The organism is Nocardia noduli (genome assembly GCF_019038455.1).
GTDB lineage: Bacteria > Actinomycetota > Actinomycetes > Mycobacteriales > Mycobacteriaceae > Nocardia > Nocardia noduli.
The window spans coordinates 1-25,438 of the sequence record NZ_JAFMPL010000090.1; the positions used below are offsets into that span (position 1 = coordinate 1).

At 69.2% G+C, this 25,438-nt stretch carries 19 protein-coding genes and 1 pseudogene; 12 read left to right on the forward strand and 8 right to left on the reverse strand.

The window, feature by feature from the left end:
• Positions 1 to 748, forward strand: a pseudogene (locus JZ792_RS31750) (hypothetical protein); the annotation flags it as partial.
• A 145-nt stretch (positions 749 to 893) separates the two neighbouring features.
• On the opposite strand, the gene JZ792_RS31755 reads toward JZ792_RS31750, so the two are convergent.
• The 3 genes from JZ792_RS31755 to JZ792_RS31765 are packed head-to-tail and all read right to left on the reverse strand — an operon-like array spanning position 894 to position 4,460.
• A complete protein-coding gene (locus JZ792_RS31755; RefSeq protein ID WP_216916504.1) occupies positions 894 to 3,386 on the reverse strand; it encodes an ABC transporter permease in 2,493 nt (830 codons plus the stop codon).
• On the reverse strand, positions 3,383 to 4,111 hold the full coding sequence (locus JZ792_RS31760; protein ID WP_109528097.1) for an ABC transporter ATP-binding protein: 729 nt from the start codon (positions 4,109 to 4,111) through the stop codon (positions 3,383 to 3,385). The genes JZ792_RS31755 and JZ792_RS31760 overlap by 4 nt, the downstream gene beginning before the upstream one ends.
• 28 nt (positions 4,112 to 4,139) lie before the next feature.
• Positions 4,140 to 4,460, reverse strand: coding sequence for a hypothetical protein (locus JZ792_RS31765; RefSeq protein WP_216916506.1), 321 nt, complete (start codon positions 4,458 to 4,460; stop codon positions 4,140 to 4,142).
• A gap of 194 nt (positions 4,461 to 4,654) precedes the next feature.
• On the opposite strand from JZ792_RS31765, the gene JZ792_RS31770 reads away from it, so the two are divergent.
• From JZ792_RS31770 to JZ792_RS31790, 5 genes are all read left to right on the forward strand, one after another.
• Entirely contained in the window at positions 4,655 to 6,007 is a 1,353-nt protein-coding gene (locus tag JZ792_RS31770; RefSeq protein ID WP_216916508.1) for a sensor histidine kinase, read from the forward strand.
• Positions 6,008 to 6,129: 122 nt separating this feature from the next.
• Positions 6,130 to 6,783 (forward strand): response regulator, encoded by a 654-nt coding sequence (locus tag JZ792_RS31775; RefSeq protein WP_216916538.1) that lies wholly within the window; start codon positions 6,130 to 6,132, stop codon positions 6,781 to 6,783.
• A gap of 53 nt (positions 6,784 to 6,836) precedes the next feature.
• A complete protein-coding gene (locus tag JZ792_RS43585; protein WP_438804412.1) occupies positions 6,837 to 9,734 on the forward strand; it encodes a serine/threonine-protein kinase in 2,898 nt (965 codons plus the stop codon).
• A gap of 288 nt (positions 9,735 to 10,022) precedes the next feature.
• Positions 10,023 to 10,898 (forward strand): serine hydrolase family protein, encoded by an 876-nt coding sequence (locus JZ792_RS31785; RefSeq protein ID WP_254190643.1) that lies wholly within the window; start codon positions 10,023 to 10,025, stop codon positions 10,896 to 10,898.
• Between the two features lie 96 nt (positions 10,899 to 10,994).
• Positions 10,995 to 13,250, forward strand: a complete 2,256-nt coding sequence (locus JZ792_RS31790) for a serine/threonine-protein kinase (protein ID WP_308165531.1) — start codon at positions 10,995 to 10,997, stop codon at positions 13,248 to 13,250.
• A 34-nt stretch (positions 13,251 to 13,284) separates the two neighbouring features.
• Here the strand turns inward: JZ792_RS31790 and JZ792_RS31795 are convergent, their stop codons facing one another.
• Positions 13,285 to 14,325, reverse strand: a complete 1,041-nt coding sequence (locus JZ792_RS31795) for an NAD(P)-dependent alcohol dehydrogenase (RefSeq protein WP_216916510.1) — start codon at positions 14,323 to 14,325, stop codon at positions 13,285 to 13,287.
• Between the two features lie 447 nt (positions 14,326 to 14,772).
• Between JZ792_RS31795 and JZ792_RS31800 the strand changes: the two genes are divergently transcribed.
• Both JZ792_RS31800 and JZ792_RS31805 read left to right on the forward strand, forming a co-directional pair.
• A complete protein-coding gene (locus tag JZ792_RS31800; RefSeq protein WP_216916512.1) occupies positions 14,773 to 15,807 on the forward strand; it encodes an ATP-dependent 6-phosphofructokinase in 1,035 nt (344 codons plus the stop codon).
• 50 nt (positions 15,808 to 15,857) lie between these two features.
• The gene (locus JZ792_RS31805) at positions 15,858 to 16,301 is read left to right on the forward strand and encodes a hypothetical protein (RefSeq protein WP_216916514.1); all 444 of its coding nucleotides are present in this window, start codon (positions 15,858 to 15,860) and stop codon (positions 16,299 to 16,301) included.
• A gap of 4 nt (positions 16,302 to 16,305) precedes the next feature.
• On the opposite strand, the gene JZ792_RS31810 is transcribed toward JZ792_RS31805, so the two are convergent.
• The gene (locus JZ792_RS31810; RefSeq protein WP_216916516.1) at positions 16,306 to 16,698 is read right to left on the reverse strand and encodes a hypothetical protein; all 393 of its coding nucleotides are present in this window, start codon (positions 16,696 to 16,698) and stop codon (positions 16,306 to 16,308) included.
• On the reverse strand, positions 16,695 to 17,021 hold the full coding sequence (locus JZ792_RS31815) for a hypothetical protein (RefSeq protein WP_216916518.1): 327 nt from the start codon (positions 17,019 to 17,021) through the stop codon (positions 16,695 to 16,697). Before JZ792_RS31815 ends, JZ792_RS31810 begins: the two co-directional genes overlap by 4 nt.
• Positions 17,022 to 17,061: 40 nt before the next feature.
• Here JZ792_RS31815 and JZ792_RS31820 point away from each other — a divergent pair, with 40 nt between their 5' ends.
• The 3 genes from JZ792_RS31820 to gatB all read left to right on the forward strand — a co-directional run bounded on the left by JZ792_RS31820 (position 17,062) and on the right by gatB (position 20,834).
• Complete coding sequence (locus tag JZ792_RS31820) at positions 17,062 to 17,760, forward strand: TetR/AcrR family transcriptional regulator (RefSeq protein ID WP_216916520.1); 699 nt, start codon at positions 17,062 to 17,064, stop codon at positions 17,758 to 17,760.
• 127 nt (positions 17,761 to 17,887) lie between these two features.
• Positions 17,888 to 19,264 carry an alpha/beta hydrolase family protein gene (locus JZ792_RS31825; RefSeq protein WP_216916522.1) on the forward strand — a complete coding sequence of 459 codons (1,377 nt, stop codon included), beginning with the start codon at positions 17,888 to 17,890 and terminating at the stop codon, positions 19,262 to 19,264.
• A 64-nt stretch (positions 19,265 to 19,328) separates the two neighbouring features.
• On the forward strand, positions 19,329 to 20,834 hold the full coding sequence (gatB, locus tag JZ792_RS31830; protein ID WP_216916524.1) for an Asp-tRNA(Asn)/Glu-tRNA(Gln) amidotransferase subunit GatB: 1,506 nt from the start codon (positions 19,329 to 19,331) through the stop codon (positions 20,832 to 20,834).
• A gap of 216 nt (positions 20,835 to 21,050) precedes the next feature.
• Here gatB and JZ792_RS31835 read toward each other — a convergent pair whose 3' ends face one another.
• Positions 21,051 to 22,151, reverse strand: a complete 1,101-nt coding sequence (locus tag JZ792_RS31835) for a PQQ-dependent sugar dehydrogenase (protein WP_216916526.1) — start codon at positions 22,149 to 22,151, stop codon at positions 21,051 to 21,053.
• A 239-nt stretch (positions 22,152 to 22,390) separates the two neighbouring features.
• On the opposite strand from JZ792_RS31835, the gene JZ792_RS31840 reads away from it, so the two are divergent.
• Positions 22,391 to 23,350, forward strand: a complete 960-nt coding sequence (locus JZ792_RS31840; RefSeq protein WP_308165532.1) for a DoxX family protein — start codon at positions 22,391 to 22,393, stop codon at positions 23,348 to 23,350.
• A 90-nt stretch (positions 23,351 to 23,440) separates the two neighbouring features.
• On the opposite strand, the gene ilvD is transcribed toward JZ792_RS31840, so the two are convergent.
• Positions 23,441 to 25,282 (reverse strand): dihydroxy-acid dehydratase, encoded by a 1,842-nt coding sequence (gene ilvD / locus JZ792_RS31845; RefSeq protein ID WP_216916528.1) that lies wholly within the window; start codon positions 25,280 to 25,282, stop codon positions 23,441 to 23,443.
• Between the last annotated feature and the right edge of the window lie 156 nt (positions 25,283 to 25,438).

Below are 25,438 nucleotides of genomic sequence, written 5' to 3' on the forward strand. Positions count from 1 at the left end.
GGGGTATCGAGCGGGCCCACCCGTCGGGTATCCGCCGTCGCAGGATGGTGGGGGTCAGCGGAAATCGCGGATGACGGGAGCGCTGATCGGGGTGCTCGCGGTGGCCGTCGCGGCGGTAGTGGTCGCGGTGGTGGCGTTGCTCGCGGTGGTGATGGGTGGTGAGGAGTCCTCCGATACCGCGGCGTCGCCCGCGACCTCGGGTCCGCGTGCGGTCACGCCTTCGGGGGCGGCGGATCCGCTGACGGCGAGTACGCGGGCATTCCCCCGGCTGCTGCCTCCGGGTGGCGTCGATGCGGGGGAGGGGTACCAGGACGCCGAATGTACGGCCTACGAGCCGGACGACGGGTTCGTCCCGAGAGACGAACCGATGCGGTCGAGTTCGTGGACCATCGCGTGGCAGTGCGATCGCGTGATCGACGACCAGAGCTATATGAGCTACACGATTCTCGGCTATCGGTCCCCGGCGGCGGCGCGCGCGACGGTCGCGGCGCTGCCGTCGCACACCGAAACACCCGGTCTGAAGAGCGGCTCGCGCCACACCCGTCACGGGTGGATCGTGCCCGACCCGCCCGGCCCGTTGCAGCCGTACTTCTACACCGCGAAGATGGTGATCAGTTTCGAGGACGATCCGGCCCGCGCCGACTACCTCCTCTACATCAGCCACCGCGGCACGTCGAAGAGTCCGCAATCCCTGCAACCCTCCGCCGACGTGGATATCGCCGAATGGTGGTCCGCCGCCCCTCTGTGAGCGCATCGAGTCCAGCAGGTCGCCGGTGTATTCCGCGGAGCGGCCCACAGAGGACGGCGGCCCCCTTCTTCCCCACGCCCGCTCGGTGGCCACCGCATCCGGTGTCGGCGCACCGAGTGCTGGTGCATTGCGAGGCGAACGCCGTCTAGTCCGCCGCCAACGCCTCCACGATCGGCATGCGGGCGGCGCGCAGCGCGGGCGGGATGGATCCGAGCAGGGCGAGGCCGAGCGCCGCCAGTCCGTAGATCAGGATCAGCGGTCCCGGGGCGTAGACGATATCGATGGTCATGGCGTGCCCGATCGCGACGGTCGCCAGGTATTGAACCGCCGTGCCGACGGCCAGACCCAGTGCCGCGCCGACGATTCCGATACCCGCGGCCTCCGCCAGCACCGACCGCAGCAGGAATTTGCGCCCGGTGCCCATGGCGCGCAGCACCCCCAGTTCGCGGCGGCGTTCCAGCACCGAGAGCATGAGCGTGTTGAGCAGGGCGACGGTCGCGACGAGCACCACGATCCACAAAATGGCTGTGCTCATCGCCGAGCCCTGGCGCACGCCGGAGGAGATGGCGGTGACGGCGGCCCGCCCGGTGTCGATGTGCATCTCCGGCGGGGCGATCGACCGGATATCGGCGATCACGGCCTGGGGATCGGCCCCGGGTTCGAGGTCGATGGACAGGATCGTCTCGCCGGGCCGCTGATACCACTGCCGCAGCTGGTCCAGATCCATGATGACCACACCCGCGACCGCGCTGAAGTACGGAATCACCTGGAGCACTTCGACGGTGTGGGCTCCGGTCGGCGTCGGCAGCGTCACCGGCGACCCCGGTGCCAGATCCAGCGACCGCGCGACATCGCGGGAGACGACCACCCCCTCGCCGGCCGCTATGCGCGGAAGCAGCGAACGGTCGACCGCGGCGACTCGGATATCGCCGCTTTCGGCGGGCAGGCCCTGCAACATGACCCGTCCGCTGCCGAGGGTGGCGAAGGCCATCTGCGCCGGGCTCACCTCTTCGATCCCGGGCAGCGCCGCGATCTTCTCGCCGAGCCCGGTCGGCAGCAGAGGCCCGGTCGGGAACTGTTCCATGGCGCTCGGACTGACGAAGATATCGGTTTTCGCCAGTTCCTCGAACGTGACGGTGGCCGATTCGACCATATTGCGTGAAGCCCCGCCCATGGCGACGGTGGCGGCGACCCCGATCATGACGGTCATGGCCGTCGCCCACACGCGCCGCGGCGCCCGCTCCAGGGTGGTCGCGCCGAGCGCGCCCGGTGCGCCGAACAGGCGGGCTATGGCGGCGGCGGCCCGCACGATCGGCCCGGTGGCCGCGAAGCAGAGCACCACCGCCGCGCTGAACGACAGGGAGATCGAGGCCAGCGACACCCGGCCCAGATCGGTTTCGGCGATGGCGACAGCCGCGACGGTCGCGGCGATACCGACGACGATCGCGATCCAACGAAGCGCGGGCCGCGTCACGTCGGAAGTGCCGACACCGACCGGTACCAGTGCCTCGATCGGCTCGACCTTGTAGACCTGCCTGGCGGCGATGCCCGCGGCGGACACACTGGCCACCACGCAGGCGGCCACCGCGACCGGAATCGCGTAGCCGGGCACCAGGTACTCGGTGCGCGCCTCGACCGATTGCATGATGGCGGCGGGCAGTCGTCCGATCGCGACTCGGCCCATGAAAACGCCGATCAGCGCGCCGATCGCGCCGCCGAGCACACCGAGCAGCGCCGCCTCGACCAGCAGATCGCGCACCATCGGCGCGCGTTTGCCTCCGATGGCACGCAGCAGCGACAGCATCGGTCTGCGCTGGGCGATCGCCATACTCATGGCGTTGTAGATGAGGAACGCCGAGACGATCAACGCGGCGGCCGACGACATCAGCGTCGAATACCGCACGATCTGGATCGCGCCGCCCGCTTGGACGGTGCGCAGACTCGGATCCGCTACCACCGCGCGGCCACCGACCACCTCGGTCAGTCGCGCGCGCAGCGCACCGATATCGGTGCCGTCGACGGCGACGATCTGCACCGAATCGAGGCGGCCGACGCGGTCGGTGAGCTTCTGCGCCAGCCCGAGCGGGGCGGCGACGATATGACCGCCGTTGAGTTCGGCCGAGGTGTCCTCGTCGAGAACGCCCGCCGCCGTGACGGTTCCGGAACCCAGCGGGAAACTCTCGCCTTCGGCTCTGCCCATCGCCGCGCCCACCAGCACCCCGTTCGGCACCGCGAACAACTTGCCGATCTGCGCGGACATCGGGCCTGCGAGTTCGCTGCCGAGCGCGCCCATATTCGCGTCCGCGCCGATCAGCAGCGCCCGGTCGGCGCCGCTGCCGAGTTGCGCGCGCAACATGGGCACCGCCTTGTCGACGCCGGGGGTGGCCGCGACGGCCGGGAGCAGCGACTGGTCGAAACCCGCGTCGGTGATGCCGGTAATCTCCAGTTCGGCCTTACCGCCCAACGCCTTGGTGAGCCGGTCCACCGATCCGGTCACCGAACCGGAGATGCTGAGCACCGCGACGAGCAGCGCGGCCGAGATAGCCATGACGGCCAGTGACATGGCCGAACGTCCGCGGTGTGCGAACAGTTCACGAATATTGAACAGTCGCAGCCGGTCCCAGGCGGCCCCGATCATGCGCGCACCGCGTCGGCACCCGATCCGGCCGTCCGGTCGACCTTGTCGTTGGACCCGATCTTGCCGTCGCGCAGGGTGATCACGCGATCGCAGTACTCCACCGCGCCCATGTCGTGGGTCACCATGACCACCGAATTGCCGTTGGCGGCGATCTCACCGAGCAGTCGGAGAATCGAAGCGCCGGTGGTGGAGTCGAGGTTGCCGGTGGGTTCGTCGGCGAGGATCAGCGGCGGATCCATGATCAGCGCGCGCGCCACCGCGACGCGCTGCATCTGTCCGCCGGACAGTTCGGCCGGTCGGTGTTCGGCCCGGTCGCCGAGCCCGACCCGGTCCAGCAGTTCCAGTGCGCGCGGTTTGGCCTTGCGTAATCCGGTGCCGTCCAGCAGTTTCGGCACCGCGACGTTCTCCCAGGCCGACAGCGTCGGCAGCAGATTGAAGAACTGGAAGACGAAACCGACGCGATGCCTGCGGAATTCGGACTGACGCTCCTCGTCGAGCGCGCCGATCTCCTCGCCGCGGAAGCGGATCGACCCCGCGTCCGGGCTGTCGAGTGCGCCGAGCAGGTGCAGCAGCGTGCTCTTCCCGGAGCCCGAAGGTCCGATGATCGAGGTGAATTCACCGGATTCGATCCGTAGGCCGATCCCGTCGAGCGCGACGACCGTCTGCCCGCCGACCCGGTACCGCTTGGTGATATCGGACAGTTCCAGCATGGCCGGTTCCGGCATCGTCGGTCCCCCGTTTCTCTTTCGTTGGTCAGCGGGCCATCGCCGCGGCGGTCGAGTCGCGGTGACCATACTGGGCGTCGAGCAGTGCGCGCAGTGCCGGTTGTTCACCGCGGAGTTCGAGATAGGCCTCGGCGTCGGACTGTCCCTGCGCGAGCGCCTGATCCAGCTTCGCCGCCAGGTGATTGTTCCAGCGGTGCCGCAGGGTGAGCAGCAATCCGGTGGGTCCGCCGAACAGGCGATCCAGATCCGGGATGCCGGCGAACAGGTCGGGGTCGTGCGGGTCGAGCGTGGCGCGCTCGAGGACGGTGTGCACGATGTCGGAACGGCGGTGGTGATCTTCCCAAGACATGGCGTCGGACCTTCCGTGTGACGTCCGCGGTGCCCCGGATCGTTTCGGGGCCTGGTGGGGATGTCTCAACGCTACGGCCGGACCGAGGCCGGGTCGTCGTGCCAGGGACCCGAATCCGCCTCCTACCCGGGTAGGAGGCGGGGCCCACTCGCGGGACGATGCGTGCGCCCGGACGCTACGACTAACCTGGGCGTATGGATGTGACCCACGCCATTCCCGCCACCGCGGGCGCCCGTGCGGCGGTACCCGCCGGGCAGCGTGGGAGTGTGCGCGACCGATTCGTCGCTTTCTCGCGTAATCCGGTCGCGACCCTGCGCGCCAATCTGGAACAACTGCCGTTCGACTACCCGCCCTCGCTGATGATCAGCGCCGACGCCGCGCTCGCCGTGGTCGGCGTCGCGGCGACGATCCAGCGCCACGAGTATTTCCCCACCGTGCTGCCACTGGTGGCGATGATGCTCGCCTTCGCCACGGTGCCGCTGTTCTGTTTCTTCGGCATCGCCCCGACCCCGGTCATGCTCGCCGTGACCGGGCTCGGCTCGACCGCGGTATTCCTCGCGCAGCCGGTGTCGGTCGATTTCGCGCCGTTCGTGCTCGTCGTCGTGGTCGGTGAGGTCGCGGCGATCGCGCCCAAACGGTGGAGCGCCCTGTTCGCCGTCGTCGGGGCGCTGGAACTGGCCGCCTTCGACGCGGCGGGAGATCTGCTGTGGAGTGTCGACGGCGAGCGATTGCACGGTCTGCCCATGTACACCGTCGGCATCGCGCTCGGCTGGCTGGTCGGCGTGATGTTGCAGTACCAGCGCAAATTCCTGTACCAGGAGCGCGAGGGTCAGGCGATCCGCGCGGCGCAGGCGGCGGGCGAGGAACGCAGGCGGATCGCGCGCGAGGTGCACGACGTGATCGCGCATTCACTGAGCATCACCCTGCTGCATCTGACCGCGGCCAGGCACGCGTTGCAGACCGACCGCGACGTCGACGACGCCGTCGAGGCGCTGATCGACGCCGAACGTCTCGGCAGGCAGGCGATGGCCGATATCCGCCGCACCATCGGGCTGCTCGACGCGGGCCCGTCCCGATCGGCGCCCGAACCGGGCATCGGCGATATCGAGGATCTCGTCGGTGATTTCGTGCGCGCCGGGCTCGATGTGCGCAGGACCGAGGAGGGCGACCTCGGCGCCGTTTCCGCCGCCGTCGGCCTCGCGCTCTACCGCATCGGACAGGAATCGCTGGCCAATGTGGTGAAACACGCGCCGGGCGGGAGCGCGCGGGTGCGGCTGACGGTGGATTCCACCTCGGTCCGACTCGTCGTCGACAATTCCGTGCCGTCCGGTGCGCCGCGCGACGCCGGTGGCGGGATGGGTTTGTCCGGTATGCGTCAGCGCGCGGAACTGCTCGGCGGCCGGATCGTCGCGGGACCGGAGGGCGGCGGCTGGTCGGTGCGCGCCGAATTCCCGCTCACCGCGTCACGTGGCTGGCTCTCGTGCCCGCTGTCGGAGCGGGATACGACGAACAACGCGGCCGTGATCGCGGCGGGGGAGAACACATGACCGGGACCATGACGGGGAGACCATGACTGTGACCCTCGCGAGGGAGAGCAAGTGACTGTGGCCCTGGAGAAGGAGAACGAGTGACGACTGTGTCCTCGACCAACGGTGTGGACACCGTCGCCGTGCTCGTCGTCGACGATCAGGAATTGGTTCGCGGTGGTCTGCGCCGCATCCTGCGCCGCAGGGACGGATTCCTGGTCACCGAATGCAGTGACGGCGATCAGGTTCCGGGCGCGGTCGCGACCGCGCGCCCCGACGTGGTGCTGATGGATCTGCGGATGAAGCGGGTCGGCGGCATCGATGCCACCAGGACGCTGCGCACCGGTCAGGACGCGCCGCCGGTGCTCGTGCTCACCACCTTCGACGACGACCAGTTGCTCTCGGGTGCGCTGCGCGCGGGCGCCGCCGGATTCATCCTCAAGGATTCACCCGCCGAGGATCTGATCCGCGCGGTCCGCACGGTCGCGGCGGGCGGCGCCTGGCTCGACCCGTCGGTCACCGGGCGAGTGCTGTCGGCCTATCGGACGGTGCGCCCGGTCTCCGCACGCGACGGCGACCGGCTCGGTGAACTGACCGCCCGCGAATACGAAGTGCTCGAACTGATCGGGCGCGGACGCAGCAATTCGGAGATCGCCAAAGGTCTCGGCATCTCCGAGGTCACCGTGAAAAGCCACGTAGGACACATATTCGGCAAGCTCGACCTGCGGGACAGGGCCGCGGCGATCGTCTTTGCGTTTGACCACGGGGTGGTCGCACCAGGAGAATCCAGTCTTTGACGGGCAGGACGACCGGGTACCCGGCGTCGCCCGGGAAGCGGAGGTTTCACGGGGTGGACGGACCTGGGTGGAGGGACGGCAGCAGGTTCGGGCCGTACGAGTTGCGCTCGCTGCTCGGCCGAGGCGGAATGGGCGAGGTCTACGAGGCCTACGACACCGTGAAAGATCGAGTGGTAGCGGTCAAGCTACTGCCCGAAGAATACGCCAAGGACCCGGTCTATCAGGTGCGTTTCCGCCGTGAATCGCAGGCGGTGGCACGGCTGGACGAACCGCACATCATCCCCGTCCACGACTGGGGCGTGATCGACGGAGTCCTGTTCATCGATATGCGACTGGTCTCCGGCGTCGACCTGCGCGAGATCCTGCGCGGCCAGGGCCCGATGAGTCCCGAACGCGCACTCGGCATCATCGATCAGATCGCGTCGGCGCTGGACGCCGCGCATGCCGCCAGGCTCGTGCACCGCGATGTCAAACCCGCCAATATCCTCGTCGGCGAATCGGATTTCGCCTATCTCGCCGATTTCGGCCTCGCGCACAGTGAGGGCGACAGCTCGGTCACCCAGGTCGGCATGGCCGTCGGCTCCTATATCTACATGGCGCCGGAGCGTTTCGACGTCGGTGACGTGAGCGGCAGCGCCGATATCTATTCGCTCACCTGTGTGCTGCACGAATGCCTCACCGGGGCATCCCCGTTCGCGTCGGCCAGTATGAATGTGCTGATCAGGGCGCATATGACCGAAGCGCCGCCGCGTCCGAGCGCGTTGCGCGCCGGACTGCCGCCCGCGCTGGACGCGGTGATCGCGCGCGGTATGGCCAAGGCGCCTGGCGACAGGTATCCGACGGCGGTCGCGCTGGCGCAGGCCGCGCGCGCGGCGCTGACGGGACCGATTCCGGTCGCGCCGACCTTCGTTGTCCGCACTCCCGACCCGGCCCGTTTCGGGCAGCAGTCCGAACCCGCCCCGCTGAGTTCGCTGGTGCCGCCGGAGCCCACCGGGGAATTCTCGATCATCCCGACCGCCGCGACCGCCGTGCCCACCGAACTCCAATTCGAACCGCTGCCGTCGCGTCAACCGAAGAACGCGGCACCGCCGGTCCCCGCGCAGGTCAACGAGCCCCCGGTGCCGATCCGTCCGTTCCCGGACGCGCACCTGTACGAGCAGGGGCAGCAGGAGTACACCCCCGAGCCCGCGCGGTACCCGGCGCCGCAGACCCAGCGATACGGGCCGGTGCCGTCGGTCTCCGAACCCGCCGTCGCGATGCCGCAGCAGCGTCTGCCGGAATTCCCCCGCCCGGAAGAGGGTTTCGCGCCGCCGACCGAACAGTACGAGCGTGCCGTGCCCACCCCGGGGGCCCACGCGCCCGCTTCCGGAGCATTCCCCGCCGAGACCGGATCTGCCGAGGAGTACGGTCCCGCGACTCGGGCGTACGGGGGTTCCGGCTCGTTCGCGGCTCCGGAGACCCAGCGTTACGACGGGGGGGTCCCCGACGCGTACGGTCCCGCCGCTGAGGGATACGGCGATTCCGCTCCGGGATCCGGTGAGTTCGCGGCTCCCGAGACGCAGCAATATGACGGTGTGGTCCCCGACGCCTACGGTCCTGCCGTTCACGCGTACGGAGGCTCCGCGCCCGGTTCGAATTCGTTCGCGGCTCCCGAAACTCAGCGTTATGACGGCGCGGTTCCCGACGCGTACGGTCCCGCCGCGCAGGCGTTCGGCGATTCCGCACCGGGTTCCGGTTCGTTCGCCGCGCCCGAGACGCAGCGTTACGACGGAGCGGCCCAGGCTTACGGTTCGGACGCTCGGTCATACGGCGAGGCTCCGCCGTCGGGGGGCTTCGCGGCCGAGACGCAGCGCTACGACGGCGGGAATCCGGAGCAGTACGGTCACGGTGCACCGCCGTACGGCGAGAGCGCCGCGCAGCAGGGGTCTTTCGCGCCGGAGACCCAGCACTACGACGGTTTCGGTGAGGATCCGTACTCGCCGCCGACGCAGCAGTTCCGCGATCCGGGCGCGCTCTCGCAGGCCGCCGAGGAGACCAGGCAATACGGAATCGACGCGCCGCAGCCCTACGCGCCGTCGGCCGCGCACGATGCCTTCGCCGACCCCGCCGAGGCGTACGGCGCGGCATACGATCCCGATCCGCACGTCGCCGCCACCCAGCACTACGACGGCGCGCGGCAGCAGACGCCGAACGAGCCCCGGTATCCCGAACCCGACGCCTACCCGGCGGCACAGGCATATTCGGACTACCAGCCAGATTCACCCGGGTACCCGCACGGAACCGGCGGCTTCTACGCGCAGGACGTGGCCGATCCGCAGGCGGCGTACGGCTACGGCGGTCAGGGCGAACCCGCCTACGGCGCGCAGGGTTACGCCCCCGGCAACGACGGCTACGGCGCGCCCGGTGAATACGACGACTACTACGGGAACGGTTACCAGGAACCCGAGCGGCGACGTTCGATCGTGCTGCCCATGCTGGTCGCGGGGGTCGTCATCGTGGTGCTGGCCGTCGGCGGTGTCATCGGCTGGACGATGTTCGCGTCGAAGGACAAGAGCGCGGACATCGTCGACCAGGCGGGGTCGATCACCACCTCGGCGGTCTCGCGCGGCACCACCCCCGGTGGGGCCGCGGCGCCGAGCGCGTCGTCGACCACCTCGGCCGCCGCCACGTCGACCGCCCTGCCAGCGGGCGCGAAATCCTGTTCGACGGGTCGAGCGGTTCCCGGCTCCTTCGCCCAGACGGCGACGGGCAGTGAGGTGACGAGTTGCCCGTTCGCCGAGGCGGTTCGGCAGGCCTACGCCGAATCCGCCGCGGCCACGTCCTCGCGCGCGCCCCGATCGATCGTCGCGGTGAGCCCGGTGACCGGGCGCAGTTACACGATGAATTGCGTCGCGTCGGGACAGCTCGTCACCTGCACGGGTGGCGAGAACGCGGTGGTCTACATCTACTGAGCGCGTCGCGCGGTCCGGTGTTCGGGCCGCGGGTGTCGGAGCGGAGATATTTCCGAACGGAATGCCCACCCCGACACGCCGGAATGCGGGTTAGGCTCGGTGCGTGTCGAAGCGGGGCTCCCAGGAGCGTGGGCGAGACGGGACGCCCCGAGCGGTACCCGCTCACAGATGGACGTCGGGCCTCGGGCGGGCGCGCGATACGCGCGCCGTCGACGGCCCGAGTACGGTTACCCGTTACCGTACGTACGCAGGTATCGTGGGGAGCTCTCGAAAGTAATGCGTCAAGTGATGTCCGATAGTCGTATTCGAAAAGCCCTCGGTGCCTGCGCGCTCGCGCTGATGCTCACCACCTCGTGCGCGGCCCAGAACGGAAGCGTCGAGGAGATCGAGTCCTCGACGATCACCCAGGCCGCAGCGGTTTCCGAACCGAAGATCGAGATGACCCTGCCGGGCACCCTCGCGGCGGGTTTCCAGCAGTTCCAGGCCTCGATGAAGGGCCACTACGGCATGGCCGTGGTCGCGGTCGGCGGCGACGATGTGGTCACGTTCGGAGACTGGACGACCGGTCCGGCGTGGTCGACGATGAAGGTGCCGTTGACGATCGCCGCGATCCGCGACAGTTCCGCGAACGGCGGATTCGCCGCGACCGCCGCGATCACCGAATCCGACAACGCCGCGGCCGATGTGCTGTGGGCGGCGCTCGGCTCCGGCCAGGAGGCCGCCTCAGCGGTCCAGGCGGTGCTGCGCGAAGGCGGCGACGACAAGACCGTCATCCCGGCCACCCGTACCCGCACCGACTACTCGTCGTTCGGGCAGGCGGAATGGACACTGAACGACCAGGTCCGGTTCGCCTCCCGGCTGCCCTGCCTGAACCGGGTCTCCACCGTGGTCAAACTCATGGAACAGATCGTCCCGAGTCATCGCTGGGGTCTCGGCGCGTTCAACGGCGCCGAATTCAAGGGCGGTTGGGGTCCGGACACTTCGGGAAAATATCTGGTCCGTCAGTTCGGTCTGATCTCCACGGCGCGCGGGCAGATCGCCGTCGCGCTTGCGGCCCAACCGGATTCCGGTACGTTCTCCGACGGTATGGCGGCGATGGACAAGATGGCGGCACTGGTCTCCGAGCACCTCGGTGAACTGGCCTCGGGCAAATGCTCGTCTTGAGAAACGTGAAACGCCAGGGGAGCGAACAATGTAGGTGAGGTCGTGGACGCGTGCGTGCGCTCCGGACGGCCACGCCCGCGAGGTGGAGGTAACGGGGTGGATGACGCGGATTCGCGGGTCGGTTCCCGATTCGGTCCGTACGAGTTTCGCTCACTGCTCGGCCGAGGCGGAATGGGAGAGGTCTACGAGGCCTACGACACCGTGAAGGGCCGGGTCGTCGCGGTGAAACTGCTCCCGACCGAACTGGCGAGGGATCCGGTGTTCCAGCAGCGGTTCCGCCGCGAATCGAAGGCCACGGCCAGGCTGGCCGAACCGCACGTCATCCCGATCCACGACTGGGGCGAGATCGACGGCGTCCTCTATATCGATATGCGACTGGTCCGCGGCAGCGACCTGCGGTCGGTACTGGAGGAGAAGGGGCCGCTGAGCCCGGTCCGCACGGTCGGCATCATCGAGCAGATCGCCGCCGCGCTCGACGCCGCGCACACCGAGGGATTGGTGCACCGCGACGTCAAGCCCGCGAACATCCTGGTGACGCCGTCGGATTTCGCCTACCTCGCCGATTTCGGCATCGCGCGATCGGCGGGCGATCCGAGCGTCACCGACACCGGCACCGCCGTCGGCTCCTACAACTACATCGCGCCGGAACGTTTCGACACCGCGCCGGTCTCCGGCGCCGCCGACGTCTACTCGCTGGCCTGCGTGCTCTACGAATGCCTCACCGGTGCACAGCCGTTCCCGGCCGAGGGCATGAACGTCCTGATCCGCTCGCACCTGACCACGCCGCCGCCGCGCCCGAGCGCCAAGCAGTCGGGCCTGCCCCCGGTGCTGGACGAGGTCGTCGTCCGCGGCATGGCCAAGGATCCCGCCGACCGCTATCCCAGCGCGAGCGCGCTGGCCTCGGCGGCGCGCGCCGCCCTGACGGCACCCGGACCGGAGTCGCAGCGCCGCGAACCGGGCCTGCCCGCCCCGACCACGGTCGTCTTCCCTGCCGTGGAAACCGGCGGCGGACACGGCGATCCCCGCGCCTCCGACGCGACCACCCGCCGGATCCGCGACGCGCGACCCCCATCCGGTCCGAACCCGACGATCCCACCGGGCCGCCCCGGCGCGCGACAGACGCGTGAGCCGAGCGGTGGCGGCGATTCGGGTGGGCGGGGCCCTGCGCCCCGCGAGGGGGCGGCCGCGGGGTCCGGCACGCCGAACGCGCGCGAACCGATCGCGGCGGGCGAAGGCGAGGCCGGGGGCGCGTCCGCGCCGACCGTCGATCTCGACGCGGTGACCGCGAAATCGACCACCGCCGCCCCGGCCGCGGCGACCGTCAGAACCCCGAGGGTCTCGGAGAGTGGTTCTCCCGGCACGGGCCCGCGGAAAGGGGCGCAGGCGCCCAACGCCGCGTCGAAGAACAACTCACCGGGCACCGATCCGCGGAAAGGGGCGCAGATACCCAGCGCCGCGTCGGAGACCCGTTCACCCGGCGCCGGTCCTCGGGAAGGGGTGCAGGCCCCGAACGTCGGGTCGGAGAAGCGTTCGCCCGGCACGGGGCCGCGGGAGGGAGCGCAGGCGCCGAACACCGCGCAGGGAGCTGCGCCGCACGCCGCGGCCACCGTCGACTTCACCGCGCTGGCGCGGAACCGCCCACCGGGTACCAGGGGCCCGACGGGACCGCAGGCGACCGACGGTGACCCGTCGACCGTCGATCTGAGTGCCACGACGAACCGGCTTCCGGGGCGATCGGCGTCGTCCGTCCCCGGTCGCGAATCGCGGCCCGGCCAGGTCGGTCCACCTCGACCGCCCGTCCGATCCGCGCAGACTCGGAACTCCGGCCCGATACCGGCCGGGCGCCCGCAGCCTTCCACGCAATCGGCCCCGCCGACAACGCACTTCGGCCGGGTGGGTGACGCCGCCGTCGCGCGGTCGGCCCAGCCCGCACCACCCGCTCGCGGCCGTACCCCTCGGCTGCTGTTGCTGTTCGTCGCCGTGCTCGCGATCGCCGCGGCCGTCGCGGGCGTGGTCGGTTGGCACGCGCGCGGCGGCGGCGACGCACCGGCGCAGGATCTGCCGACGAGTACGGTCCGGCTGCCGGACGACGCGCAGGCCTGCGCGCAGTCCAAGCCGAAGGTCGGTCGCTACTCGGCCTCGGCGACGGGCAGCCGGGTGACCAGCTGCCCGTTCGCGGAAGCGGTGCGCGAGGCGTACGGGTGGGCGGCGGGTGACGCCCAAGCGGGCGACGAACACAGCGTGACGGCCACGAGCCCGGTCAGCCAGCGCGAGTACACGATGGACTGCACCGCGGGTATCGACTTCGTGACCTGCACGGGCGGCGACAACGCGATCGTCTACCTCTACTGACTCCGCCGCGGGGCCATCGCGTGCCCCGTGGCGATCACCCGTTGGGCAGGATCACCGCGCGCCCGTCGATCTTCCCCGCGTGCAATCGCTCGTACGCGAGCGGAGCCTCGTCCATCCCGAACGTCTCGACATGGACATCGACGGCCCCCGCCCGCGCGAGGTCGAGAACCTCACGCAATTCGCCGCGACTGCCCCAGTACGGCGCTGTCACGCTGACCTCGAAGGGCATGACGCCGAAGCCGACGGGCAGCGTGCCACCCCCGATGCCGACGATCGTCACGTCACCTTCCATGGCGACGCAGGCGCCCGCCGTGGCGACGGTCGGTTCGGCCCCGACGAAATCGAAGACGGCCGTGGCACCGCGTCCGCCGGTCAATTCGCGCACCCGGTCGGCGGCCTTCGCGTCGGAAGTCACGGTCTCGTGCGCGCCCACGGTGCGCGCCAGTTGGAGTTTGTCGTCGCTGATATCCATCGCGATGACGCGCGCCGGACTCACCGCGCGCAACAGTTGGATCGCGACGTGCCCGAGTCCGCCCGCCCCGATGACGACGGCCGTCGAGCCCGGCCCGAGTTTCGGCAGCGAGCGCTTGATGGCGTGGTAGGGCGTGAGCCCGGCGTCGGTGAGCGGTACCGCGCGCACCGGGTCGAGTCCGTCGAGCGGCTCGAGGTGGCGGGAGTCGTCCACGATCAGGTATTCGGCGATGGCGCCCGGCGCGCCGAGTCCGGGCGGGAAGATGCCCAGTTCGGTCGCGCGCACGCAGTAGTTCTCCTTGCCCGCCGCGCACGGCGCGCACCGTCCGCAGCCCCACGGGCCGTAGACGGCGACGGAATCGCCGATCGCGACGCCGGTGACGCCGTCGCCGAGCGCGGCGATCGTGCCCGCGCCCTCGTGGCCCAATGTCAGGGGCAGCCGGTACGGAAATTCGCTTTCCGGCCAGGACATGACGGCGATATCGGAGTGGCAGACGCCCGCCGCCGAAACTTTCAGCAGCACCTGCCCCGGTCCCGGCTCCGGATCGGGCACGGTGACCAATTCCGGCGCCGCGCCGATTTCTCGATACTGAAGGGCCTTCATCGCGATACCTCCCTGATCGAATTCTCGAAGAGGGCGTATCGCCCGGCCCGGCGCGATTCGCCCCCGGTGGATCACCATGGAACGCCGCTCGGACCGCCGGGCGTTCCGGCACGTCACCGTGGCCGATCGAGCTCCGATAATGCGCTGTGACGTGCGATTATGCTGTTCGGTCACCCGGCGTCCGCTACCGCGACGGCCGTATTCGATGATACGGCCCGGCCCTCGCGCACCCGGCGGAATCGCGCCCGCCGCGGACACGACTACGACGCACCGGTCTGTCCGGTTTGCGAAACGCGCCGGGACATCGAGACTGGAAGGAGCGCGCGACCAGAACCTGTCGACATTTCTACCGAACGAATCCGGAGATCCACGGTGAGTGCAGCTGGTTACCCAAGGTTCACGGGGCCGCAGGCCCCCGGATACGCGGGGCGGGGCAAGATATCCGCCATGCGCATCGGAGTCTTGACCGGAGGCGGAGACTGTCCAGGACTGAACGCGGTCATCCGCGCCGTCGTTCGTACCGCGAACGGGCGATACGGAGACGCGATAGTCGGCTTCGAGGACGGTTGGCGCGGCCTATTGGAGGATCGCAAGATCCAGATCCTCAACGACGACCGCACCGACCGGCTGCTGACCAAGGGCGGGACCATACTCGGCACCGCGCGCACCAATCCCGACGTCCTGCGCGAGGGCCTGCCCCGCATCAAACAGACACTCGACGACAACGGCATCGACGCACTCATCCCGATCGGCGGCGAGGGCACGCTCACCGCGGCCAGTTGGTTGTCCGACGAGGGCGTGCCGGTGGTCGGCGTGCCCAAGACCATCGATAACGACATCGATTGCACCGACGTCACTTTCGGGCACGACACGGCGTTGAGCATCGCCAGCGAGGCGATCGACCGCCTGCACACCACCGCGGAATCCCATCAGCGCGTCATGCTGGTCGAAGTGATGGGCAGGCACGCGGGCTGGATCGCCATCAACGCCGGTATGGCCGCGGGCGCGCACCTGACCCTGGTACCCGAGGTGCCCTTCGACGTGGACGAGGTGTGCACCCTGATCAAACGGCGCTTCCAGCGCGGCGACAAACATTTCATCTGCGTGGTCGCCGAAGGTTCCCATCCCGCGCCGGAATCCGATTTCGCGTTGCGCGAGGGCGGTATCGACGAATTCGGCCACGAGCGATTCACCGGTGTCGCCCAGCAATTGGGGTCGGAGATCGAACGCCGCATCGGCAAGGAAGTGCGCACCACCGTGCTCGGCCATGTGCAGCGCGGCGGCAGCCCGACGCCCTACGACCGGGTTCTCGCCACCCGATTCGGCCTGCACGCCGCGGAGGCCGTGCACGCGAAGCGTTTCGGTCAGATGGTCGCGTTGCGCGGTACCAGCATCGAGCTGGTCCCGCTCTCGGAGGCGACCAAGCAGCTCAAGCGCGTTCCCGAGAGCCGTTACGGCGAAGCGGAAGCTTTCTTCGGCTGACACGCGGACCGCTCTGGTCGGGGGATCCGGCCGGGTTTACGCTCGTCCCCATGGCACTCATCGATTTCGACGACCTGCCCGCCGCGACGGCCGACGTGCTGCGCCGTCGTGCGCGGAGCGCGGGACTCGGCCCCGCCGAATATGTTCGGCGGGAGCTGATCTCTCGCGCGCGGACGCGGGTGCCCGATGACGCGGTCGTCGATTTCGTCGAACAGCAGGGCTGCCTGCCCGGTCCGGTGATCGATACCGACGCCGTCGCCGTGATCCACTCCTACGACATGCCGTTCGATGTGCTCGACCGGTTCGCGCGCCGCGCGTCCGCCACCGGCATGCCGATCGGCGAGTACATGCGCGGGCAGCTGATCGCGATGGCCCGTCGATCGACGGTCGACGACGCGATGGGGGAATTCGAGGAAGCGATGCGCGCGGACCCGAGCCTGGATCTGGATATGAACGAGATCGCCGCCTCGGTCCGCTACGCGCGCGGGCTGTAGTAGCTCAGTCCCCGATACAGGGCGCTCCGTCGATGCCGACCGCGAGTTCCGACCCGTCGACCCCCGTGACGGAGATACCGGTGACCTCGCCCGAGTAGGCGACGGTCGCCGCCGCGGTACAGATTCGACGCGCGGTCTCGGCACCGGAGGAATCGTCGGGCAGTGCGGTCCGGATGGCGACGGTGGTGCACTGGCCGACGATCGAGACATCGGCGACGCCGAATCCCGAAATGGCCTGCTCGATCCGGTCGACGTCGCCGCATATTTCGGCGCGGGGCCGATCCGCCGACGCTGAAACCTGCGCCGTACCGGAGGTGTCCGACGAGCTCGCGCACGCTGCCGTCACGCCGATCGCCGCGCACGCGAGGGCATATCGCCACGCGGCGGCGCTGCTCATGTGCTTTGCGCGGTGATGAGCGAGCCCGTCGCGTGCACGACATCCAGATGTTCGATCGTCGGTTCGCCCGGCCGTGCCCCGGCGAACGCGGCGTCGACGGCCGGGTGGATCCGTTCCTGGAATGCGCGGGCGCAGTGTGCCTCGGATTCCCACACATCGATGTAGCGCAGGCCGCCGTCGTCGCGGCGCACACACAGGTGCAGTAGCGAACCGGCCAGTGGTTCCGGACCGAGCTCTTCGATGATCCGCGTGTAGAGCTCCTCGCCGATCGGGACATCTTGAATGTAGGCGTACACCATGGCCGGAATCCCTTCTGAATTCATCCGAATCAGTATCGGACGAATATCGGTAGAATAGGCGTCGATGAACGACAACGTCAAGGCAGGCAAGCGGCGATACAACGCACCGCTACGCGCGGCACAGGCGGCCGACAGACGTCACGCGATCCTCGGCGCCGCACGACATCTGTTCGTGGTCCGTGGATACGCCGCCACGACGGTGGCCGAGATCGCCGCGGACGCGGGTGTTTCCGTCGACACGGTGTACGCGTCGATCGGACGCAAACCGGTCCTGCTCCGAGAACTCGTCGAAACCGCCCTCTCCGGCACGGACCAGGCCGTTCCGGCTCGGGAACGCGAGTATGTCCGCGCCATAGGCGAGGCGTCCGGCGCCGAGGACAAGATCGCGATCTACGTCGACGCGCTGGTCGCCATCCAACAGCGGCTCGCGCCGATCTTCCTCGCCCTGCGCGAAGCCGCGAGCACGGATTCGTCGTGCGCCCGGATCTGGTCCGAGATCGGCGAGCGGCGTGCCGCCAACATGCGTGAGTTCGCGGCCGACCTGCGCGGCACCGGGCAATTGCGCGAGGACCTGTCCGATGACGATGTGGCCGATGTCATCTGGAGCATGAACGCCACCGAGTACTGGGTGCTGCTTGTCGGCGAACGCAATTGGACCGTCGAGCGCTTCCGCGACTGGCTCGTCGACGCGTGGATCCGCCTGTTCCTTCGCGATCCCACGAGACCTCGCGATGGTGCGCACCCGAACGGCGCAGCCCGATAACGCTTGCTGGCAGGTTCGCAGGTTCGAAGGTCCGATCCGTCGACGTGCGCCCGGCCGAATCCCGCGCCGCGATACCGCTGGGGATTCACACCTGTTCGTTTCGCCCGGCGTAGGTACCGTGGCGGGTATGCGTACCCGGCGACTGATCGCGTTGACACTGACCATCGTCGCCGCCGTGGTGGTGGCGGCGTGCTCGTCGGATTCCAACCCGCCCGAACCGACGACCGGCGATTGGCACGGGGCGGTCCAGGTGCAGGGGCAGCCGGTCGAGATCGGGGTGAGCTTCACCGGCGACGGCGCGGCCACCATCGATATTCCCTCGCAGGGCCTGCTCGCCGTGGCGCTGAAGGACGTGCGATCCGACCGTGGCGGTGTGGAATTCGCGATCCCGGACATCCCCGGTGATCCGGTCTTCCGCGGACGTTACGAATCCGACCGCATCACCGGCGATTTCACGCAGAGCGGCCAGACTTTTCCGCTGACCCTGGAACGGGGGAAGGTCGCGGGTGTGGCGCGACCGCAGGAGCCGAAACCGCCGTTCCCGTACGAATCCCAGGATGTCACCTACCGCAACGGCGATATCACCATCGCGGGCACACTCACCACCCCGCGCGGCAGCGGGCCGTTCCCCGCGGTGGTGATGATCACCGGAAGCGGTGCGCACAACCGCGACGAGGAGATGCTGGGCCACAAACCCTTCCTGCTGCTCGCCGACGCCATGACCCGCGCGGGCTACGCGGTGCTGCGCACCGACGACAGGGGTATCGGCGGCACCGGAGGGAAACTCGAGGACGCGAATTACACCGACCTGTCCGGCGACGCGGCAGCCGGGGTGAACTTCCTGCGCGGCCGAAAGGATATCGATCCGGCCCGCGTCGGATTGTTCGGCCACAGCGAAGGCGGCTATCTCGCCCCGCTCGTCGCCGCGCGGCCCGACAGCGGCGTGGCCTTCGCGATTCTGATGGCGGGCCCCTCGGTGCCCGGCGACCAGGTGCTGGTCGAACAGACCCGGGTCATCATGGCGGCAAACGGCGCGTCGACCGCCGATATCGACAAGCAGGTAGGTGAGAGCGCCGAAATGGCCGCCTTGCTGAAGGCGGGCGATCTCGAAGGCGCCAAGGCATTCCTGAAGCGATCCAACGACGCCCTGCCGCAGGACCAGCGACTTCCCGACGACCAGGTCGGCGCGCAGGTCACCCCGTATTTCGCCGCGCTCATCCAATACGATCCGGCCCCCGCGCTCTCCGCGCTGCGCATCCCGGTCCTGGCGTTCTTCGGCGGCACGGATCTCCAGGTGATCCCCGCGCAGAACGAGCGGCCCATGCGCGACCTGCTCGCCGGTGACCCGGCGGCGACCGTCCACACCTTCCCGGGCCTCAATCATCTGATGCAGCCCAGCGCGACCGGCGCGCTCGGCGATTACGGCACCATCGAAACCACCGTCTCCCCGGAAGTGCTCACCTACATCACCGGCTGGCTGACCCAGCGTTTCCCGCCGAAGTAGGGCCGCGCGCCGACGGCCGGAGGTCGGCGCGGTGCGATGGCGGGGCTTACATAGACTGTCGGTTATGAGCGCACTTACCGCCGAGTTGATGGATTACACCGAGGTCATCTCCCGGTACGAGCCGGTGCTCGGCATGGAAGTCCACGTCGAGCTGTCCACGGCGACGAAGATGTTCTGCGGCTGCCCGACCGAATTCGGCGCCGAACCGAATACCCAGGTGTGCCCGGTCTGCCTCGGACTGCCCGGCTCGCTGCCGGTGGTGAACGAGAAGGCCGTGGAATCGGCGATCCGGATCGGTCTCGCGCTGAACTGCTCGATCACCCCGTGGGGCCGTTTCGCCCGCAAGAACTACTTCTACCCGGATCAGCCGAAGAACTACCAGATCAGCCAGTACGACGAGCCGATCGCGACGAACGGCTACCTGGACGTGGTGCTCGACGACGGCGGTATCTTCCGCGTCGACATCGAGCGCGCCCACATGGAAGAGGACACCGGTAAATCGCTGCACGTCGGCGGCGCGACCGGTCGCATCCACGGCGCGAGCCACTCCCTGCTCGATTACAACCGCGCGGGCGTGCCGCTGATCGAGATCGTCACCACGCCGATCACCGGGGCGGGGGAGCGCGCGCCCGAAGTGGCTCGCGCGTACGTGACTGCCCTGCGCGAGGTGCTGAAATCGCTCGGCGTCTCCGACGTGAAGATGGAACAGGGTTCGCTTCGCTGCGACGCCAACGTCTCGCTGATGCCGGTGGGCGCCAACGAATTCGGCACCCGCACCGAGACCAAGAACGTGAACTCGCTCAAGAGCGTCGAGGTCGCGGTGCGTTTCGAGATGCGCCGCCAGGGCGCGGTGCTCGCGGGCGGCGGCACCATCGTGCAGGAGACCCGCCACTTCCACGAGTCCGACGGCACGACCTCGCCCGGTCGCATCAAGGAGACCGCGGAGGACTACCGCTACTTCCCCGAGCCGGATCTGGAACCCGTTGCGCCCGCGGCGGATCGGGTCGAGGAACTGCGCGCGACCATTCCGGAGTACCCGTGGCTGCGGCGTGCCCGCATCCAGTCCGATTGGGATCTGTCCGACGAGGTCATGCGCGATCTGGTGAACGCGGGCGCGCTCGATCTGATCATCGCCACCGTCGACGCGGGTGCGCCCGCCAACGAGGCGCGTTCGTGGTGGGTCGCCTACCTCACCGAGAAGGCCAAAGAGCGCGAGGTCGCGCTGGAGGATCTGCCGATCACGCCCGCGCAGGTGGCCGAGGTCATCGGGTTGGTCGAGGCCAAGACGGTGAACAACAAGGTCGCCAAGCAGGTCGTCGACTTCGTGCTGGCGGGCGAGGGCGATCCGGCGAAGATCGTGGAGACCAAGGGCCTCGGCATGGTCAGCGACGACAGCGCGCTGCGCGCCGAGGTCGAGAAGGCGCTGGCCGCCAACCCGGATATCGCAGACAAGATCCGCTCCGGCAAGGTCGCCGCCGCGGGCAAGATCGTCGGCGACGTCATGAAGGCGACGCGCGGTCAGGCCGACGCCGCCCGCGTCCGCGAACTGGTCATCGCCGCCTGCGAGTGAGGACCGGCGTTTCCTGGAGAACCGAGTTCGGTCCTCGCCGCGGCATCGCGATTTCCCGTCGACGGCGAATCGGGACCGGGTCTGTACGAAAGGTGAGCGCCCACCGATCCGCAGTCGATCCGACCTGACCGCGCGACCGTTGGACATCGGGTATTCGGCATGCGTACAAAGAAAGGCGCTCACGTGGTGTGAGCGCCTTTCGTCCTGGCCGAGGGCCTAGTCGGGTCCGCCGCCTCCGCCGGACTGCGGCAGCGGTATGCGCACGACGCGGTCGTCGTTGGGACCGGGCTGTCCATCGGTCTTGTTCACCGTGCCGACCCAGAAACTGCCGTCGGGTCCGATGGTCGCGCCGCCGAGCTGCCCGTATTTGTCCTGGGACAGCAGGCTCGGCGCGGTGGTGATCGCGTGGGTGTTCTCGTCGACCGTGGCGAGCGCGAGCGCCTTCGCCGAGGTCATCGCGACGGCGACACCGTCGACCGCCGCCGCGCAGCCCGCGACGCCCGGTCGGTCCGGCCAGGTCCACCCGATACTGACCTGACCGTCCGGGCCGAGGCGTTGCAGCCGGTCCTCGCCTGGCATGCGGTCGGTGATCCAGACGCTGTCCTTACCGTCGCGGCACAGGTCACCGGCGACGCCGATACCCGACAGCACGATCGAGGACGACGCGCCGGGCGCGGGTGAGTCGACGCGCAACACCTTGCCCGCCAGCGAGGAGGGCGTCGACGCCAGCCCCGGATTGCCCGCGTCACCGGTCAGTACGAGCAGCTGATCCGGTGTCGCCCACTCCAGCGCGCCGTGATTACCGGTCTGCCCCTTGGGAATTCCGGTCAGGATGTCCTTCTGTGAGCCGCCCTCGCCGATGCGGACCACCCGGTTGTCGCTGCCGGTGGTGATGTAGGCGTACATCAGCCCGTCTTCGCGGTAGGTGGGCGAGAGCGCGATATCGCTGAGTCCGCCGTCGGTCGATCCGTCGACATCGACCTTCGCGACCTCGACCGGCGGCGTATCCGGGTCGACGACCTTGAGGATGCGCCCGGTGCGGCGTTCGGCCACCAGCGCGCCCTCGCTGATCCCGATGATGCCGCCGGTGGTGTCCAGGCAGGTGGCGACCACGGCGGGGTCGGGATCGATGCACGGGCCGCTCGGTCGTGTCGTCGACGGCGGTGTGTTCGACGGGGGTTTCGGATCGGCCGGATTGAACGTCGGTTCCGGGGTGAACGGGCTCGACGCCGAATCGTCGAACCGGGCGCATCCGGCCACCAGGACGGCACCGAGCGCCAGACACATCGCGACGCGACCCACGACAACCACACTCATAGCTCAGACGTTACGGAAATAGTGCCGGGCGCGCCCCTCCCGGGTGGGTGTCGCGGGTCCCGCGGTGTCGCGGGGTGGTTGACACGCCGTCGCGTTCGGGCGGTCAGACCGCACCGCGCGGCATAGGGTATGCCCCGTGAGTGAGCGGAGCGAGCGAACCATCGACTCCTGTGAGCGGAGCGAGCGAACCATTGACGCCCATCCGGCCCGGTGGAACCGAGCGACAGAAAGGCACGGCCGTGGCCGATAAGCCGAAGGACACATCCGAGCAGACCGAGCCGCAGGCCGGTGCGCAGAAAGCGGTGTCCACGGGTAAGGGCGTCGGCAGCCCCTACGATTCCCCGACCGGGCAGTTGCCCCGGGTCGGGATGACCAAGGAGCCCACGCCGAGCACCACGGTCCCCACGGACGGCGTGCCGCGCACCGACGACGAACTCGGTCTCGATCCGGGCCCGGACGTGCCGACCGTGTCGCAGCCCACCGACACCTCCGGCACCGGGGCGACGGCGGCGCCGCCGACCACCGCGGGCGCGACCGCGGCGGGTGCCGGTGCGGGCGCGGCGGGCGCGACGGCCGCCTACTCCTACGCGAGTATCCCCCCGGCCGCGAACACTCCGGGCGAACCGAGCCGGTCGCTGCGCCGTCGACCGGTCGACAATCGCCGTGGCACACTCGATTTCGGACTGTTCGTCTTACGTCTCGTGGTCGGTGGCACCTTCATCTATCACGGCCTCCAGAAGCTCACGGGCTGGTTCAACGGTCCCGGCCTCGACGGCACCCGCGACATGATGGCGGGCGGCGGCTGGGATCACGCGACGCTCTGCGCGGTCCTGGTGACCGTCGGCGAACTCGGTGGTGGCGCACTGCTGGTCCTCGGTCTGGTGACACCGCTCGCCGCGGGCGCGGTGCTCGCGGTGATCCTCGACGCGTGGGCGTGGAAACAGGGCATGATCCCGGGCTTCCAGTATCGCGGCAGCGTGCCGTCCGGGGTCGAACTGGAGAGCGTGCTCGCGGGCACCGCCGTGGTCATCCTGCTGACCGGGCCGGGACGCTGGTCGCTCGACCGCAACCGCGGCTGGGCCATCCGCCCCCGATACGGGTCGTTCGTGGTCCTGGTGCTCGCGGTGGTCGCCGCCGTCGTGACCTACTGGTATCTGCACGGCGGTAACCCGTTCACCGGTATCGGGCCCTTCGACTGATCGAAGGTTCCGCGCAGCCGGCAGCGCCCCTCGAATCCGCGAAGGATCGAGGGGCGCTGTCGTTTTCGGGTATTGCTGTCGTTTCGGGTATTACGGAACGCGCCGCACGGCGCCCTTGTCCGCCGAGGTGGCGAGCGCGGCGTAGGCGCGCAGCGCGGTGGTCACGGTGCGCTCGCGGTCCAGCGGATGCCAGGGCCGTTCGGACGCTTCCATTTTCGCGCGGCGCTCGGCGAGCACGGCGTCGTCCACGAGCACCTCGAGGGTGCGGCTCGCGACGTCGATGCGGATCTGATCGCCACTGTCGACCAGACCGATCACACCGCCGCTCGCCGCTTCCGGCGAGATGTGCCCGATCGACAATCCGGAGGTGCCGCCGGAGAAACGTCCGTCGGTGATCAGCGCGCACACCTTGCCCAGACCCGCGCCCTTCAGGAACGCGGTGGGGTGCAGCATCTCCTGCATACCGGGACCGCCGGACGGGCCCTCGTAGCGCACGACGATCACATCGCCCGGCTTGATCTTCTTGCCCAGGATCGCCGAGACCGCCTCTTCCTGCGACTCGACCACCACGGCCGGGCCTTGGAAGGAGAACAAGTCCTCGTCGATGCCCGCGGTCTTGAGGATCGCGCCGTCGGGAGCGATATTGCCGCGCAACACGACCAGGCCGCCCTCCACGGTGTAGGCGTGTTCCTTGTCGCGGATGCAGCCGCCCGAAGCGTCGGTGTCCAGCGAGGACCAGCGGTTCTCGGTCGAGAACGGTTCGACGGTCCGCACCCCGCCCGGTGCGGCGTGGAACAGTTCGATCGCTTCCTCGGAGGCCTTGCCCGAGCGGATATCCCAGGTGTCGAGCCATTCGTCGAAGCTCGGCGTGTGCACCGTGCTCACGTCGGTCTCCAGCAGTCCGGCGCGGCGCAGTTCGCCCAGGATCGCGGGGATGCCACCGGCGCGGTGCACGTCCTCCATGTGGTAATCCGAATTCGGCGACACCTTGGACAGGCACGGCACGCGACGGCTGATCTCGTCGATGGTCTCGAGATCGAAGTCGACCTCGCCCTCCTGCGCGGCGGCCAGGGTGTGCAGCACCGTGTTGGTCGAACCGCCCATCGCCACGTCCAATGCCATCGCGTTGCGGAAGGCCTTGGCGTTGGCGACATTGCGCGGCAGCACCGACGCGTCGTCGTCGCGGTACCAGCGGGTGGCGATATCGACGATGACCGTGCCCGCCCGCTCGAACAGCGCGCGGCGCGCGGCGTGGGTGGCCAGCGTGGAACCGTTGCCGGGCAACGCGAGTCCGAGCGCCTCGGTGAGGCAGTTCATGGAGTTGGCGGTGAACATGCCCGAGCAGGAACCACAGGTCGGGCACGCGCTGCGCTCGACCTCGGACAGCCCGTCCTCGGACACGTCCGGGTTGGCGCTGGCCGAGATCGCGGTGATGAGGTCGGTCGGCGCCTGCGCGACACCGCCGACCACGACCGCCTTACCGGCTTCCATCGGACCGCCGGAGACGAACACCGCCGGGATGTTGAGCCGCATCGCGGCGTTGAGCATGCCGGGGGTGATCTTGTCGCAGTTGGAGATGCACACCAGCGCGTCGGCGGTATGGGCGTTGGCCATGTATTCGACCGAGTCGGCGATGATCTCGCGCGAGGGCAGCGAGTACAGCATGCCGCCGTGGCCCATGGCGATACCGTCGTCGACCGCGATGGTGTGGAATTCGCGCGGAACGCCACCGGCGGCGCGCACCGCGGCGGCGACGATCTCGCCGACATCCTTCAGATGCACGTGGCCGGGGACGAACTGGGTGTAGGAGTTCGCGATGGCGACGATCGGCTTACCGAAATCGGAGTCGGTCATACCGGTGGCCCGCCACAGGGCGCGGGCTCCGGCGGCGTTGCGGCCGATGGTGGTCGTACGTGAACGAAGCGGTGGCATGGAAGGTCCTCGATGGGTCGCGGGGGCTGATGTGCGACAGCGCGGCGCCGGCTCGCCGGCCACCCCACGGTACTCCCGGCGGGCCCGCTCACCGTCGGCGGGAGCCGAGGGGAGACGGGCGGTCACGAGTGTCGTGCGGAGGGGTTTCGCGGTGGT